This is a genomic window from Streptomyces sp. NPDC093260, assembly GCF_040683715.1.
GTDB lineage: Bacteria > Actinomycetota > Actinomycetes > Streptomycetales > Streptomycetaceae > Streptomyces > Streptomyces sennicomposti.
On sequence record NZ_JBFBEK010000026.1, the window covers coordinates 63,402 to 78,073 of the forward strand.

Here is a 14,672-nt window from a genome sequence, read left to right on the forward strand (position 1 = left end):
CCTTCTCGTTCGGCGGGTCGGGTCGGGATCGGGGTGGTCAGAAGCTGCTGATCCAGCCGGTGAGGGAGGACACGGCGCTGGTGATGGTGGGGGCGATGCCGGTGCTGGCGAGGAAGAAGCCGAACAGGCAGACGGCGATGCCCGGCATGATCCGCTGGTAGCCGGTGCGCACCAGGATGACGACGATGATGCCGAGCAGGAGGACCAAGGAGATCGACAGGGCCACGGGTATCAGTTCCTTCGGTCAGTGAGTGGTGAGTGCGGGTCAGTTGTCGGCGAGCTGCCACAGGCCCCGCCTACGCGAGATGGCCAGGCCCTTCGCCTTGAGCTGGGAGCAGGCGTTGCTGACGCTGGAGGGCTGGAAGCCGGGCAGCGCGGCGCGCAGCTCCTTGAGCTGCTTGGGGCCGTCGGCGAGCAGTTCGAGGATCTGGTCCTGGAGGCCGGGCTCCTCCCCGATGTCGGGGCCGCTGTCGAACGGCGCATCGAACGGGGCGGGTGCCTCGCCGCCGCCGTCGGGGGCCGGAGCGCCGGCCGTCGGCTTGCTGCCGGGGGCGTCGGAGAACGCCTGGGCGAGGGTGTCGCAGTCGGCGTACGGGTTGGTGTGCCGCACGCCGTAGACCGCGGCCCCGGCCTGCGCGGCCTTGGCCTCGCCCTCGGTCAGCCCGGTGGGCGGCTCGTCGCCGTACAGGGCGATCAGGTCGGGGTAGATCCCGTCCTTCTTCTCCGCGAAGAACGTGCGCATGAACTTGGCCCGGCCGTCGAGGAACATGTACGCCATGCCCGCGGTGGACTCGCCGTCCTCGTCGTCCTTGCCGGAGAACAGCGCCTCGATCTGCCCGTTCTCGTAGATCCGGGCGGGGATGTTCTCCATCTGGAAACCGGCCGGGGCGATGCCGTCCAGACCCATCTCCTTGGTGGAGGAGGAGGCGGTGCGCATGAGGAACAGCGCGCCGACCTTGCCCTGCTGGCGGATCGCGTCGTCGTCACCGAGGTCCTTGAGGTGCAGGGACTGCACCGCAAGCCGGATGCCGATGCCGACCTTGCGGCCGGTCTTCTGGATGTCGGCGATGAGGTAGGCGGTCGCCTTGCGCATCGCTTCGTCCGGGTGGGACAGCAGCCGGTTGATCTCGTCCAGCGTGATGTTGATGAGCGGCCACGGCCGGTTCAGGGCGAAGTCGCCGCGGCCCATCTCGTTGGAGATCCGCTCGCGGTACTTCATGACCGCGTGCGCGGCCGTGAGCATCAGCAGGGTTTCCACCGGGCCCTTGGCGAACCAGTCGACCCGGCCTTCCGCCTCCGGCAGCGACATGCCGCCCTGGACGTCGCCGACCCAGGAGACGACGCCGGAGCGCTTCTCCGCGGCGAGGATCAGGTTCTGCAGGACGGACTTGCCAGCTCCCGTGACGCCGGCGGTGATGCCGCGCAGCGCGCCCTGTCCGGGGTCCCACAGCCGCATCCGGGCGGGCTTGCCGTCGTGGCAGACGCCGATGGTGACGCGGCCCTTGGAGTCCATCGTCAGGTCTTCGACGGTGGCCTTGCGGACCTTCATCAGCGGGTTCGTCTTGTAGATAGAGATGACGCCCATACGAATTCCATCCGTTTCGATGACGAGGCGGGAGGGGTCGTCGATGCCGAACGCGGAGCAGATCGCCGTGTGCGGCAGGTGGATCTCTTTGCCGGGAGGGGAGGCGACCAGCAGCACGATGCGGTGCGGCTCAGACCGGTAGTCGATGAGATCGACGCCGGGGGCGGCCTTGCCCGGGGCGGCGACCGCGGTCTCCCACAGGCCGCGGATGCCTTCGGCGGCGGCCTCGGTGTCCTCGGTGGTGGGGCGGGCGACCAGCCGCATCCGGCCGGGCCCGGAACCCTGGATCGGGCGGATCTTCACGGTGCCGACCGGGAAGTCGAACGCGGCGGCCAGCTGCACCTCGGTGAAGGTGGGCACCGCCTTCCCGGCCTGGGCGACGACGACGGCCTCGAAGTCGGGCCGGTCGGCGCGGTAGGGCTGGATGGACACCAGCCGGGTGCCGTCGCCGGTGGCCTGCGCCCATTTCGCGGCGAGGAACTCGGTGTAGGTCAGCGGCTCCCCGGGACCGGCGCCGTGCTGCGCCTGGTGCTCGGTGAGCTCCAGGACCAAGCCGGCGCTGCGGGTGAGCGGCGCCATCCAGCCCATCAGGGACGCCCACGCGGCCGGGGCGACGACCTCCCACCAGTTGAAGCCAGGGGTGATCAGGTTCGCCACGTAGGTGCCGGCGGCCGTCAGGAACGGGATCGCCCGCTGCGCCCGGGTCAGCAGCCCGGGGCCCTGGTCGGGGTCCTTCGTCTTCACGTACAGCCAGGCGAGCGTGCCCAGGCCGATCCCGCCGGAGGCGAGGTAGGACCAGGCGCTGTCGTCCAGCTGCGGGCCGACGGCCATGCCCGCGGCCGCGAGGGCGTAGGAAGTGCGTTCGGCCAGGACGCGCCGGTAGATGACGTGGCCCGGGACGCGCTTGGTGGTGTCGGCGGCCGGCGCCGCCTGGTCGATGGTGCTCAACACAGCCTCCGTTCAGGGGCAGGGGGCAGCAGGGGCCGGGCCCGGCGTGCGGGCCCGGCCCCTGCTGCTGCGGGGGTGGGTGGGTCAGCGGCGTCCGGTACGCCGGTAGAAGCCGGGCTTGGCCTGGCGCACGCCGGAGCCGTTGGAGGCCTCGTAGCCGGGGCGGTACTCCCGCTCGTGCGCGTTGTTGAAGCCGCGGGCGTCGGTGTCGACAGCGTCGGCGGCGTTGACCATCTCCCCGGACGCCTCAGCGACCGCGGTGAGGGCGGCGGAGGTGTCCTCGATCATCGAGGTGAACCGGGGTTCGACTTCGGCCTGGCCGCACATCTCCGACAGGCGCATGGCCGCGTTGGCGTTGGCCTGCATGTGGGAGCGGAGCAGGTGCATGCCCTCCTTGAGGAAGAGGGCGGAGGCGGCGAGCTTGGCGGTCCGGCCGGCCAGGGCAAGGAATCCGTTGCCGCTGCTGGCGCCGCCGTTGTTCATGCCCGGGATGGCGGGGAGGTTGTCGCTCACGTGATCTCCTCTCAGTTCTCGTTGTGGATACGGGCGGCGGGCACGGCCAGGCCCGCGTCCTCGGTGGCCTGCTGGAGGGGCCGGTAGGCGTCGAACATGGCGTTCTCCGCGCTCTCGGAGAGCTCCGCCGCCGTCAGGGACTTGGTGGACATCTCGTCGGCCTTGCGGGCCAGCAGCTCCATGGACTCCGCGAGCTTGGCCATCGCGGCGCCGGTCATGCGGCCGATGACGTTGTGCGTGGAGCGCAGGTCGGCGGCGAGTTCGTCCAGCTCGTGCCGGATCTGCCGCGCCTTCTTGGAGAGCTTGCGGCAGGTCTCGTGCGCCTTGAACGACTGCTCGGTCAGCTCCTCCAGGACGTCGAGCGTGTCGTCGAGGGTGACCTCGGTCTCGTGCTGCGCGTCCATGTCCGCGACGCTGCCGCTGCCCCACTTCGTCAGCCAGGCGTCACTCACGCTGTTCTCCTTCGTGCTCATGCTCGAGGTGCCGGCGGGAAAGCCCCCGCCGGACGTGGCCGGGCCGGGCCCAGGGGAGTCGGCCCGCTCGACCGTGATGGGACCAGCCGGAGCGGACACCGCCGTCGCCATGCCCATCGCCTCGAACGGCGACAGGCGCGGCGTGCCGGTTTCGGTGCCGGGCACCGTGCCGCCGCCCGGCGGGGCCGGGGCGGTGGTGGCCCCGGCCGCAGCGGCCGGGGCCGGTGCAGCTGCCGGAGGACCGGGCGGGCCCGGTGGCGGGGTCGGTGCGGTCGGGCCGGCCGTCGGTGCCGGGCGGGGCCCGGGAACCGTGGTGGTGCGCATCCGGGCGCGCTTGCGGGCCCGTGCCTTGGCCGTGGACCAGGGCGTGCGGCGGGCCGGCGCTTTCGCCGCCGGACCGGCCGGTGTCTTCGCGGCGGGACCGGCGGGCGCGGTGCTGCCGGGCTTGGTCTTCGGGCCGGTCTTCTTCTTCGGCTTCTTGACCTTGACCTTGGTGACGATGGGCGGCCCCATCTTCTTGCGGCGGCGCTTGAGCCGCTTGCTCGCGGTCTCGTGCACGGCCTCACCGAAGGTGGTGCGCCCCCTGGCCGCGGCCTTGCGGGCCGCGTCCATCTTCTTGCCGTACTCGCGGTCGAAGCGGCGGCACTTGCGGCAGCGGCAGCCGTACGTGTCCGACGCCGCCATGGTGCCGTGCGCGATCCCCGGCGTGAGCGTGAGCTTCTTGCCCTTGCGGGACTTCCCGCCCGGCGCCGTGGGCACTGGGGTCGGGATCGTCCCGCCCTTGCCGGAGCGGGTCTTGCCCTTCTTCCCGCCGCCGCGCTTGCTGCCGGGCGCCGTGGTGCCCGCGCCGCTGCTGCCCTTCCCCTTCGGCTTGGTCTTCGGGCCGGTGCCGGAGGTGGTGGTGCCGGGCTTCTTGCGCAGGATCCCGGACGGGCCGGTCGTGCCGCGCGGCGACTTCTTCGTGCCGCTCTTGGGGCCGGTCTCCGTGCCCTTGCCGGTACCGGTCCCCTTCGAGGTGGTCGCGCCGGGCGTGGTCTTCCCGCCCGACCCCGTGCCCTTGCCGGGGCTCTTGGTGCCGGGGCCCGTTCCCTTGCCGGTCCCCGTTCCGGAGCCCGGTCCGCGCTTCTTGCCCAGGCCGCCGGACGAACCGCCTGCCCCGGACCCGCCGCTGCCGGGCCCGCGCTTGCGGTTCGTGGTGGAGCCGCCGCCCCCGGAGGGGCCGGACCCGCCGCCGCTGCCGGGGCCGCGGTTCTTCCTTCCGCCCCCGCCGCCGCTGTTGTTCGGCCCCTTGCCGCCTCCGGAGCCTCCCGAACCGCCCGAGCCGCCGGACGATCCGGGGCCGCGGTTCTTCTTGAGGTTCACGCCGCCGCCCTGCGAGGTGCGCTTGAGCGGGGTGATGCCGGAGCTGTTCTTGTTCGGCGAGGTGGTGCGGCCGCCGCCGCCCGAGCCGGTGCCCGGCCCGCGTCCGCGCCCGCCACCAGCACCGCCGCCGGAACCGCTGGGTGAGCGGGTCGTCGACCCGCCGCGCCCCCGGCCTCCCGAGCCGCTGTACGGCCCGCTGCCGCCCCGCCCTGACCTGCCTGGACCCGAGACGCCGGAGCGGCCGCCCAGGCCGCCAGGGCCGCGCTGGAGGGTCTTGCGGCCGTACTCGTGGCTGGGCTGCACCTGCTTCTTCGAACCGCCCCCCAAGGAGCCGTTCTTGGCGGTGCTCGCGGTCTTCGCGACCGCTTCGCGCTGCTCCCGGTTCGCCCGGCCCGCCGCGACGGCGGAGTGGATGCCGCGCATGGCCGCCAGGGACACCGCGAGGATCGCCGCCAGGGACAGCGATCCCAGGCGCGGCGCGGCGGGCTGCGCACCTTCCGAACGGAAGGTCGCCGGGACCATCGTGCCCGCCGTCGCGGGCGCCGCGGAGGGTGCCGTGGCGGGCTCCGAGTCGGCGGCGAACGGGGCCCCGAGACCGGGCTCGGGCAGGGTCGCGATGACGCCCATCGGGTCGGTTCGCGTCGCGGGTGCAAACGCTTCGGGCGTGGCCGGGGAGGTGTCTGCGGGGGCGGCGAACGGCACGTCGGCCGGGGCCGAAGCGGGGGGTTCCGCGGGGGGTTCGGCAGGAGCCGTGTAGCCCACGCGGGGGAAGTGGATCAGGTTGTTCGGGCCGTCGTCGTCGGCCATGACGTCTCCCTCTCGGAGTTGACAGACGGTCACCGCCTGGGGCACCCTCGCGCGCGCACGACACGCGCGCGCCTTTGGGTCCTCCAGGCGGCGAGGAGGAAGCGGTGATGAAGAAGAACTTCGTCACCCTCCGTGGTTCTTGTAGAAGTCGTGCAGCGTCTTGGTGAGCGCGGGCCACAGGTTCGGCTTGCCGTCCCGTTCGGCCTGGCGGGCCAGGGTCCGGCACGCGTCGTACCAGACCCCGGCCCGCTCCTGGTCGCTCTGGGCCTCCGCGACCCGCGCGTTCCAGAACTTCGCGCGGTTTTGCGTCTGCCGAGGCGTCGTCACTGCCCTTCTCCCTTCCCGAAGTAGTCGTTGATCGTGCTGATCGGCCGCTCACCACCGGCCGCCATCGGCCACTGGTTCCAGGGGTTGTCCGGGGTCACGAACTCCGCCGGCCTCGCCTGCGGGACCGCGCCCGGCGCCTGCTCGGAGGGGCTGTTGAGCGGGGTCACCGTCTTGTCCAGGGACTTGGCGACGGCGGCGCCCAGGGCGGCCTGCCTGCCCTGCTTGCGCTCCAGCTTCCGGGCCTCAGCCGCGGCCCTGCGCTGGGGGAGCTCCAGGACCTCGTTCTTGTAGGTCGCGTACAGGGCCTCCGCCTTGCTCGCGGCCTCGCCGGACGCCTTCTGCATGGCCTTGAGCTGCCGCGACACCTTCCAGGCGCGGAGCTTCTTGGACATCCAGCGGTCGCCGTCGATCGGCGTCTGCTCCAGGCGCCGGCGCACGATGTCCGCGATCTGCCCGTACTGCTGAGCGTCACGAACGTGCTGGTCGCGGACGGTGGCGGTGAAGGCCCGCAGGCCCTCGTCCGTGAACAGGGCGTTGATATCCATGAGTGGGTTCTCCTTCTGGGGGCGGGGGCGATCTGGGAGGCTTTGTCGTGGCGTTTCGGCGCCTTCACCGCGCCCCCGAGTTGTTGACGGCATCTCGGGGGCCGGTGGAACCGTCGAAACCGCGGTTCGTGCAGGTCACTGCTCCGGGCGGTATCCGCCGGCGAGCAGCTCGGCTGCCTCCTGGCGGTACTCCGAGGCAGTGCCGGGCGAGGTGACCGCCAGCTCGTGCTGGATCTTGGTGAGCGGCAGCTGGTCGGCGTCGCCGCCGACGGCGAGGATCATCCGGGCGACCTTGCGGACCGCGCGCTCGCGTGGCTTGAGCTTCGCGGCGTCCTCGGCTTCGACCGCGCGCCGCTCGATTTCGGCAGCGACCCGCCGCGTTTCGGCAGCAGCCCGCTCGGCTTCGGCGGCCTCCTTCTTGGCGCGCGCGATGTCGGCGAGAGCGGCCTCCCGGCGGCGGTCCTCTTCCGCCTTCTTGCGGTGGGCTTCGACGGCAGCGCGCCGCGTTTCGGCAGCGGCCTTCTCCGTTTCGGCAGCACGCCGGTCGGCTTCGGCAGCGGCCTGGCGGGCTTCGGCGATGGCCTGGGTCTCGATGGCCTGTGCCTCCGCTGCGGCGACCCGGTCGGCCTCCGCCGCTTCCTTCCGCTTCTGGGCTGCCTGGCGCTCCAGCTCGGCTGCCTCCAGGTCCGCGGCGGCCGCCGTCCGGCGGGCCTGCGCGATCCGCTCGGTCTCGATCGCGCCCGCCTCCGCAGCCGCGACCTTGTCCGCCTCGGCCGCCGCCTTGCGCTGCTCAGCGGCCTTGCGCTCCAGCTCGGCCTTCTCCAGGTCGGCGGCGGCCGCCGCCTTGCGCTCCTGGGCCTCCTTGCGCTCCGCCTCGGCCTCGCGGGCGCGGGCTTCGGCGATCACGGCGTTGTCGAGGGCCTGCTGCTCCAGCTCAGCGGCCCGCTCTGCGGCGCTGACCTGGGCTCGGGCGTGGGCGCGGGCCTGGCCGGTCTGGCCTTCGACCTCCGCCTGGACCAGCTCCACCTTGCCCTTGGCGCGCAGCCGCTCGGCTTCGGACTCCGCCTTGGCGACCTCGCTGCGCGTCTCCGCGTCCAGGCGGCGGCGCTCGGCTTCCTCCGCGCGCTCCTGAGCTGCCTGTTCCTGCTCGTCGGGCATGGCCAGGGCCTGGTCGACGGTGTAGCCGTAGGGGGCCATCTTCATCGGCAGCAGCTCATCCTCGCTGGCCTGGGAGATGTCGCCGTCGTACTTGCGCTTGAGCCACTGCTCGTACGCGATGAGCTGCTGGTCGCGGCGGATCATCTCCGGGTAGGAGGTGACGCCCCACAGCCGCATCCGGCGGAAGATCCGGGCGGTCGCGACCGGGGCGAGGACCCACCGCAGCCACGGGATCGAGTCTCGTTCGGCCTGCTCAGGCCGGACAACCCGGTCGATCGCGGTGCGCCCGAGTTCGACGACCGTGATGAACAGGACCGGCACGACGCCGTGCGCGCCGGCCGCGACGTAGTCCAGCAGCTTCCAGGCCCCTTCCGGGGCGCCGGACGCGGCGTTGAGGACGACCGTCGCGGCGGTCAGCAGCCACACCGGGTAGCGGATCCAGCTGATGGGGCGCTTGAGCCATGCCATCAGCAGGTCGACCGCGATCATCACCATGATGCCGACGTCGACGCCGACCGCGAACAGCTGACCCTTGCCCAGCGAGCCGAAGCGCAGCTCCTCGTGAGCGAACTGGGCGACGTGCTCGAAGGACAGGTACAGGCCGATGCCCGCAAGGGCGAGCGCGGCAGCGACGATCGCTCCGGCCGTCCACTTCTGGGTGCCGGTCAGCTTCGCCGGGGAGCGGTCCGTTCCGGTTCCGCTTTCCGTCTCCGAAACGAACTCCGCCGTCTCCGAAACGGTGCCGGGCGTCTGCGAAACCGGCTTGGGCGTTCCCGAAACGGCGGCCGGTGAAGCCGAGTCGGGGTCGGGCTCAGCCGCAGTTCGCGGCCAGTCGGTGATCGTCATGGGGGCCTCCGGAGGCGGTCGTTCAGGGCGTGCGCGAAACGGCGGGGGCTGCTCCCGAAATGCGGTGAGGCGTTCCCGAAGCGGCCGGTTGTGCGGATGGTTGCTTGCGAACCGGACACCGGCTCTACCCGCTCCGCGCACACGAAAAGGCCGGCGGCCCGGGGGGTGGGCGGCCGTACTCGCGAAGCGGCGCAGGACGGGCGCGAAACTGGGATCGGTTCCCGCCGGACGGGCGCGAAATCAGCTCGTGTGGAGCTGCGCGCCGTCGCGGCGGAGGTCGTCGGTGGTGATGCCGTAGATCCGGCACTTGTCGATCAGCGGCTTGAGCGCAGTGCCAGCGGCGCGCGCCTCGGGCGATCCCTCGCCGAACAGCTTCTGCGTGTTCAGCAGGTCGTTGATCGCGGTCGCGGTGCGGGCGGCGTGCCGCTCGACATGGCCCTCGCCCACCCACTCCTCCGCGATGACGTGGAGGGTGGTGCGCCAGCTGCCGTCGTAGTCGTCGGGGTCGATCGGCGGGATGTCGCTGCCGAAGATCGCGAAGGCGCACGCCTGGGCGGCGGCTTCCGTGCCGGGCTGGAGCGGGGTCATCGTCGTGGCCATGAGGCCTCCCTCGGCTGTCGGTCCGGGCTGTCCGGCTCCCCGTCACCGCCCGTCCCGGCCGCCGTGGTGCAGCGGTCAGTGCGGGCGGATCAGGCAGCCGCCAGACCGGATCAGGCGGCCTTGGTGCGGTTGCGGGCGGCGCGGCGCTTGATGCGGCGGCGGTCGTCCTCGCTCATGCCGCCCCACACGCCGTGGTCCTCGCCCATCTCCAGCGCCCAGGAGGCGCAGCGCTCCAGCACGGGGCACCTGCGGCACACCGACTTGGCCTCCTCGATCTGCAGGAGGGCCGGGCCGGTGTTGCCGATGGGGAAGAACAGCTCGGGGTCCTCCCGCGTGCAGGCGCCGTCCTCGCGCCAGTTGGTGTTGACGGGCAGGTCGGCGTCGGGGGCGTAGCTGGTGCGTACGATGGAGTCGCGATTCATCAGGGCCTCCCAGAAGGTCCAGAGCAAGAAGTCAGCCCCGGGGTGGCCGCCCCGGGGCTGTTGCGTGTTGTGGCGGCCTGACGGCCGGAGCGGGCGGGAGCTCCCAACGCTCTCCGCCGCCCCCGGCCGGGAAGGCGCGGGGGCGACGGGCAGGGCCGGGGCGGCGCTGCTTGGATTGGCGGGCGGTCAGCGGCGGTTGTTCTCCGACCGGCGGTTCTGCTCCGCGTTCTTCCGCGACAGTTCGTCGCGTTCGGCGTCGGTGAGGCTGGTGATCACGCCGCCACCTCCCAGTCGGTCGCCGCCGGCGCGGTGTTGAGAACGAGGACCAGGGCGACGTCGACGCGGGCGGCGTCCTCGGGCTCGTAGCCCTTGGCGTCGTCCTCGCGCTCGATGTCGTCGATGATCCCGGCCCGCGGCTGTGCCGTGGTGCGTGTCATGCTGTGCTGCATCAGGTCCTCCGAGTCAGGTCCTGGACAGCCCGTCGGGCCGCAATCCCAAGGGCTGTCGCGATCACTCCCCACTTGGGGAGCTGACTGCTTGTACGAGCAGCCACGGCCCCGGCCGCCCCTCTGCGGGGTGGCCGGGGCCGTGGTCGTTCGTCCGGGGCGGGTCAGCTCGCGCAGCGCTCGGGGTGCAGCGTCGTGAGCGGAACCGGCGGCGCTCCCAGCGGCGCGGCACCGGCGGGCAGCTGCGCGCGGCGGGTGTCGGAGTCGCGGACCGCGGGCTCGGTCGCCGCCCACTGTTCCTTGCGCAGCAGCCACAGGGGGCGGCCGTCGCCGGGCTCGTCGGCCGCCGGCGTCTGCTTCTGCGCGGCGATCTGGCTGACGGCCGGGGCGACCGCGACCTTGGGCTTGCGCCGCACGGTGGTCCGGCGGCGGTGTGCGGTCTCCGAGTTGCCGTCCGTCAGGCGCTCCTCCCACTTCCGGACCGTGACGTCGACCGTAACCAGGCGGTTGCTGCCCAGGCGGCAGCGGACGGCCGCGTCCTTGCCCGCGCGGCCGGTGTCGTGCGGCACGACCTTGGGCTTCTTGGTCTGGAGGCCGGTGATCGGCACCCACGTCTCGCAGTCGGGGCAGACCAGCGATGCGCAGGCGGGGCGCAGGTCGTACTGGTGGGGCCGGAGGGTGGAGAGGGCCAGCGCCGGGCGGCTGTTGACGGTGCGGGAGCGGGTCCGGCTGCGGCGGGGACGGGCGGTGCGCTCAAGGGTCGAAGCAGACATCTGAGCTCCTCACGGATGGGGCGGCGGGGACGCGGGTCGCGATGCTCTCTCCGCCCTCCGGGCCGCACGACACGAGGCCGGCGTCCCGCAGGACAGACAGCGCACAGCGCTGCGACGTGCACGCAGTCGTCGTGCCGTCAGGCTCCGGGGGAGTTCGATGGTGCTCTCGCATCCTCGGTGACCCGAGGAGCGTCCTCGGGTCACCGAGGACTACCCCGCCGCCCCGAAGGGCGGACGACTACTGCGGTGGTGCTGAAGGGCGGTAACCACTGCTCAACGGAGCGTTAGAGCTATCGCTATCGCCTAGTAGAGACCATGTCGACCCGCAGAGTCAATAGCGATAGCCCTATTCGTGTCGATCGGTTGTACTCGCACGTCGCCGCCTGATAGAGCTAGCCCTAGAATCAGATCCGCGCAGCACTCTGAAAGGTGGCTCCGATGCCCGTCTCGTATCGCGACATCGCCGCTGACCTGCGACAGCAGATCGGCGAGGGGCGATACATGCCGGGCGATAAGCTGCCGATGCTCACCGAGCTCCAGGCCCAGTACGGCGCTGGCTATCAGACCGTGCGAAGCGCCATCTCGCTCTTGGAGCAAGAGGGTCTGGTAGTCGCGGTACGCCGCAGAGGGACCATCGTGCGGGAGCGGCCTGAGAAGCGGCGCATCACCCGATCCCGCCAGGTCTTCCGCGATGAGATCGGCTACTACTTCGACCCGACTGCCCAACCGTGGGTGGCCTTGGAGCCTCCCACCTTGCGTTGGGGCGTGGTGCCGGTCGACCTCGCTGCCCTCATGGGTCTCGCCACCGGGTCCGAAGTCCTTGTTCGCGACCGCGTGATGGGCGACCCCGAGAGCAGGAAGCCGAAGCAGTTGGCCACCAGCTACCTGCCAGCCGACCTCGCTCGAGGAACTCGACTCGCGGAGGCCGACACGGGGCCCGGTGGCATCTACGACCGCCTGGAGGAGATGGGCCACCGCCCGCTCCGCTGGAGCGAAAGTGTCTCCGCCCGCATGCCCTCGCCTGAAGAGGCGGAGGCATTGAACCTCCCAGCCGACGTTGGCGTTCCGCTCCTGCGCGTCGTGCGAGTCACGACCAGCCCCAACGGCGAGGTTGTCGAACTGAACGACACCAGGATGAGCGCCGAAGAGTTCGAGATCGGCTACTCCATCCGACGCCACGCGAGTGCTCGCCTCGCTGAAGACGACGGAGATGGTGACGACGACCGTTGACCGCACCTCGCGTGCCATAGCTCCCCTCCCGTCGGCTGCTCATCTCGTGAGGACCATCACACTCGGGCCGGGTGGGGCGAACCATCACAGCGGCTTGTCCAAGCTCATACGCACCGCCATTCACACGTTTTCAACATCCGCGTATACATGCGATATGTAGCCCGAGCCCTAGGCTCGCGGCCATGACGATGACGGAGGGGCAAAGGGTGGGGAAGCAGCGAGCCGGGTGGAGGCCGGACCGGCTGCGGGAGCAGCGCGAGGCTCACGGCCTGACCCTGGAGAAGGCCGGCGAGCGGCTTCGGGAAGTCGCTGAACGAGCCAGGCTCAAGGGCATTCCAGCTGCGAATCCTCAGACCTTGTGGCAGCACGAGCAGGGGGAGGTCTACCCAGGCCCGCACTACCGGCGCGCCTACTGCCTCCTCTACCGCGCGACCGAACCCGACCTCGGTTTCCGGGCCGCGTTGCCAGGGGAGGAGACCTCCTTCACGCTGACACCGATGGACGACCGCCTCAATGGCGCGCATGTCCTCGCTGTCGAGCGGGCGATCCACCGCATTGCGCCCGGCAGTGATGATGCCGACCACTTCGCGCTCCAGCAGCGCATCATCGACGCGTGGAAGCGGAGGCACACCGGTGGCGACCCGCACCGTCCCGTCTTGATCCTCGTCGGTGGGTTCGCTGGCAGCGGGAAAACCGAGCTTGCCCGCTTTTTTGTTCAGCTCACCGGCTGGCCGCTGCTCGACAAGGACCCGCTCACCCGCCCACTCGTGGAACGCCTCCTGGTTGCGCTGGGTGGCGACGCGAACGACCGGCACACCGACCTCTACCGGTCACAGGTCCGGCCGGTGGAGTACGACTGCCTGATGCAGTCGGCCATGGCCAACATCAAGTGCGGCATCTCCACCGTGCTGACCGCTCCGTTCATCGCGGAGATGACCGACCCGGACTGGATGAAGCGCCTGTCGAATCGGGCCGCATCCATGGGCGTTGATGTCTTCCCCGTATGGGTGCGGTGCGATGAGGAGTCAATGCGCGAGTACATCACCTTCCGGTCCGCTGCCCGCGATGCATGGAAGCTCCAGCGGTGGGATGAGTACATGGCCACGATCGACCTGGAGCTGCGCCCGGCGGTGCCGCATCTGGTCGTCGACAACAGGTTGGGCACTGCGGTAACGCTCGCGGACCAGGCCCGGCAGGCGATGGGGGCGATGTACGCGTGAGTTCGAAGCAGGGTGTGATCCTGTACGGCCCGCCGGCGGCCGGGAAGGACACCGTCACCGCGGCCCTCACCGAGTTGAGCCCGCGATACGCGCAGTTCGCCCGGCTCAAGGTCGGCATCGGCAAATCGGCCGGCTACCGGATGGGCACGATGGAGCAGCTGCGCGAGCTGGAGGCCGCGGGCGACGTCGTCTACGCGAACACGCGGTATGGCAACACGTACGTCATCGACGCGCCTGGCTTGGACGCAGCCTTCGCGGCCGGGGTGCCGGTAGTGCACCTTGGGCAGGTCGACGGCATTCGGGCGCTGGTCGACGGCTATCGTGCGGACTGGTCGGTGGTGCTGCTGTGGTGCCCCCGCAAGGCGACGGCTGACCGATCGTTGGGCCGGGGAGACAAGGACACCGCGGCGCGGCTGGTGGCATGGGATGCGACTCGCGAGGATCTGGACGCGCACCCGGGCGCGATCTGGGACTTGAGGGTGGACACCACGGTGGCATCTCCCCAGGATTCGGCGCGGCTCATCGACCATCTGCTCGCGCAGCGGGCAGGGGCGGCAGCGCCATGAGCGTGGGCTACGGCTGGGCGAGTCGGTCCAAGGCGTCAGCGAGCGTGAGCGAGCTGTCGTCCTTGGCGTCGTTCCACCGTGCCAGCGTGGACGCGGCCGCACGCAGCATCTCTGGTGGGAGGCCGGCGGCCGCGAGGGTGTCGGCGGCTTCCTCCAGTTCCGGGCCCCAGCGCCAGGCGCGCGCGGCGGCCTTGGCGACGTACTGCGGCTCGGAGAGGTACGAGTCGGTGCGCCGGGAGGCGACCTCAATGAGCTCCTGGTCGACGCCATGCTCGCGCGCCATGCCGACTGCAAGCGCCACCAGGACGCGGCTGGTCTTCTGGAACGAGGCGTACGACAACTTCAGTGCGGACGCCTTCCCCACCTCGGCGCCCAACACTGCTGTTCGGACGGCAGTGTCCGCGAACAGAGCCTGGAGGCTCACGGTCGCGTCATCCGGGCCGGACAGGTACAGAGTCGGCGTCTTGCCGCCGACCGGCGGGGAGCCTACGACGCCACCGTCTACGACGGTCGCGTTGCACTCGAGCAGCGCGGCGATCCGTTTGGTTCGCTCGGGGCTGATGGCGTTCGCCTCCACGTACAGCCCGGCAAAGTGGTGCCCAGCGACGTCGCGGGCCAAGTCCTCGGCGGCGGCCGGCGGGCAAAGGCTGATTACGATGTCACTGCGGTCCAGCAACTCGGCCAGCGAAGCCACGGGTGCCAGTCCGAACCGGGCAGCGCGCTCCGTGGACGCGGTGCTGCGCCCGGTCTCGCACCACAAGACCTCGGTTGCGTTGGTCGCGGCGCAGGCGGCCACCGCGGCGCCCATGCTGCCGGGGTGGAGGATGCCGACGGTCGGCTGGTCCACGGAG

Annotated in this window: 15 protein-coding genes; 3 read left to right on the forward strand and 12 right to left on the reverse strand. The window is 71.3% G+C overall.

Translation table 11 applies throughout. The features are described 5' to 3' along the window. Window positions 1-37 precede the first annotated feature (37 nt). The 11 genes from AB0N63_RS27700 to AB0N63_RS27750 form a co-directional block, all read right to left on the reverse strand. Complete coding sequence (locus AB0N63_RS27700; RefSeq protein WP_029380917.1) at window positions 38-226, reverse strand: hypothetical protein; 189 nt, start codon at window positions 224-226, stop codon at window positions 38-40. Between the two features lie 39 nt (window positions 227-265). Then, entirely contained in the window at window positions 266-2,533 is a 2,268-nt protein-coding gene (locus AB0N63_RS27705) for a hypothetical protein (RefSeq protein ID WP_365532817.1), read from the reverse strand. Between the two features lie 84 nt (window positions 2,534-2,617). Then, window positions 2,618-3,046: a conjugal transfer protein TraB gene (locus tag AB0N63_RS27710; RefSeq protein WP_365532819.1), complete on the reverse strand. Its 429-nt coding sequence runs from the start codon at window positions 3,044-3,046 to the stop codon at window positions 2,618-2,620. 11 nt (window positions 3,047-3,057) lie between these two features. Continuing rightward, window positions 3,058-5,688 carry a hypothetical protein gene (locus tag AB0N63_RS27715; RefSeq protein ID WP_365532821.1) on the reverse strand — a complete coding sequence of 877 codons (2,631 nt, stop codon included), beginning with the start codon at window positions 5,686-5,688 and terminating at the stop codon, window positions 3,058-3,060. Between the two features lie 123 nt (window positions 5,689-5,811). Further along, entirely contained in the window at window positions 5,812-6,015 is a 204-nt protein-coding gene (locus AB0N63_RS27720) for a hypothetical protein (protein WP_311579348.1), read from the reverse strand. Then, a complete protein-coding gene (locus AB0N63_RS27725; protein ID WP_365532823.1) occupies window positions 6,012-6,560 on the reverse strand; it encodes a hypothetical protein in 549 nt (182 codons plus the stop codon). Before AB0N63_RS27725 ends, AB0N63_RS27720 begins: the two co-directional genes overlap by 4 nt. Window positions 6,561-6,695: 135 nt before the next feature. Further along, entirely contained in the window at window positions 6,696-8,564 is a 1,869-nt protein-coding gene (locus AB0N63_RS27730) for a DUF2637 domain-containing protein (protein ID WP_365532824.1), read from the reverse strand. Between the two features lie 240 nt (window positions 8,565-8,804). After that, on the reverse strand, window positions 8,805-9,164 hold the full coding sequence (locus tag AB0N63_RS27735) for a hypothetical protein (RefSeq protein ID WP_365532825.1): 360 nt from the start codon (window positions 9,162-9,164) through the stop codon (window positions 8,805-8,807). Window positions 9,165-9,274: 110 nt separating this feature from the next. Further along, on the reverse strand, window positions 9,275-9,586 hold the full coding sequence (locus AB0N63_RS27740; RefSeq protein ID WP_365532827.1) for a WhiB family transcriptional regulator: 312 nt from the start codon (window positions 9,584-9,586) through the stop codon (window positions 9,275-9,277). 272 nt (window positions 9,587-9,858) lie between these two features. After that, window positions 9,859-10,023, reverse strand: a complete 165-nt coding sequence (locus AB0N63_RS27745) for a hypothetical protein (protein WP_365532830.1) — start codon at window positions 10,021-10,023, stop codon at window positions 9,859-9,861. 173 nt (window positions 10,024-10,196) lie between these two features. Beyond that, window positions 10,197-10,805 (reverse strand): hypothetical protein, encoded by a 609-nt coding sequence (locus AB0N63_RS27750; protein ID WP_365532832.1) that lies wholly within the window; start codon window positions 10,803-10,805, stop codon window positions 10,197-10,199. Window positions 10,806-11,243: 438 nt separating this feature from the next. Between AB0N63_RS27750 and AB0N63_RS27755 the strand changes: the two genes are divergently transcribed. From AB0N63_RS27755 to AB0N63_RS27765, 3 genes are all read left to right on the forward strand, one after another. Beyond that, the gene (locus AB0N63_RS27755; RefSeq protein ID WP_365532834.1) at window positions 11,244-12,035 is read left to right on the forward strand and encodes a GntR family transcriptional regulator; all 792 of its coding nucleotides are present in this window, start codon (window positions 11,244-11,246) and stop codon (window positions 12,033-12,035) included. 182 nt (window positions 12,036-12,217) lie between these two features. Continuing rightward, complete coding sequence (locus AB0N63_RS27760; protein WP_365532835.1) at window positions 12,218-13,255, forward strand: AAA family ATPase; 1,038 nt, start codon at window positions 12,218-12,220, stop codon at window positions 13,253-13,255. Next, window positions 13,252-13,821 carry a guanylate kinase gene (locus AB0N63_RS27765; RefSeq protein WP_365532837.1) on the forward strand — a complete coding sequence of 190 codons (570 nt, stop codon included), beginning with the start codon at window positions 13,252-13,254 and terminating at the stop codon, window positions 13,819-13,821. Before AB0N63_RS27760 ends, AB0N63_RS27765 begins: the two co-directional genes overlap by 4 nt. A 7-nt stretch (window positions 13,822-13,828) precedes the next feature. Here the strand turns inward: AB0N63_RS27765 and AB0N63_RS27770 are convergent, their stop codons facing one another. Next, window positions 13,829-14,668 carry a DUF1932 domain-containing protein gene (locus tag AB0N63_RS27770; protein WP_365532839.1) on the reverse strand — a complete coding sequence of 280 codons (840 nt, stop codon included), beginning with the start codon at window positions 14,666-14,668 and terminating at the stop codon, window positions 13,829-13,831. Between the last annotated feature and the right edge of the window lie 4 nt (window positions 14,669-14,672).

Excerpts from the sequence above, each read along its gene's own strand:
- AB0N63_RS27740 (WP_365532827.1), bottom strand. The coding sequence starts at position 9,586 with ATGAATCGCGACTCCATCGTACGCACCAGCTACGCCCCCGACGCCGAC.
- AB0N63_RS27755 (WP_365532834.1), top strand. The coding sequence starts at position 11,244 with ATGCCCGTCTCGTATCGCGACATCGCCGCTGACCTGCGACAGCAGATC.
- AB0N63_RS27725 (WP_365532823.1), bottom strand. The coding sequence starts at position 6,560 with ATGGATATCAACGCCCTGTTCACGGACGAGGGCCTGCGGGCCTTCACC.
- AB0N63_RS27715 (WP_365532821.1), bottom strand. The coding sequence starts at position 5,688 with ATGGCCGACGACGACGGCCCGAACAACCTGATCCACTTCCCCCGCGTG.
- AB0N63_RS27750 (WP_365532832.1), bottom strand. The coding sequence starts at position 10,805 with ATGTCTGCTTCGACCCTTGAGCGCACCGCCCGTCCCCGCCGCAGCCGG.
- AB0N63_RS27735 (WP_365532825.1), bottom strand. The coding sequence starts at position 9,164 with ATGGCCACGACGATGACCCCGCTCCAGCCCGGCACGGAAGCCGCCGCC.
- AB0N63_RS27730 (WP_365532824.1), bottom strand. The coding sequence starts at position 8,564 with ATGACGATCACCGACTGGCCGCGAACTGCGGCTGAGCCCGACCCCGAC.
- AB0N63_RS27745 (WP_365532830.1), bottom strand. The coding sequence starts at position 10,023 with ATGACACGCACCACGGCACAGCCGCGGGCCGGGATCATCGACGACATC.
- AB0N63_RS27760 (WP_365532835.1), top strand. The coding sequence starts at position 12,218 with ATGACGATGACGGAGGGGCAAAGGGTGGGGAAGCAGCGAGCCGGGTGG.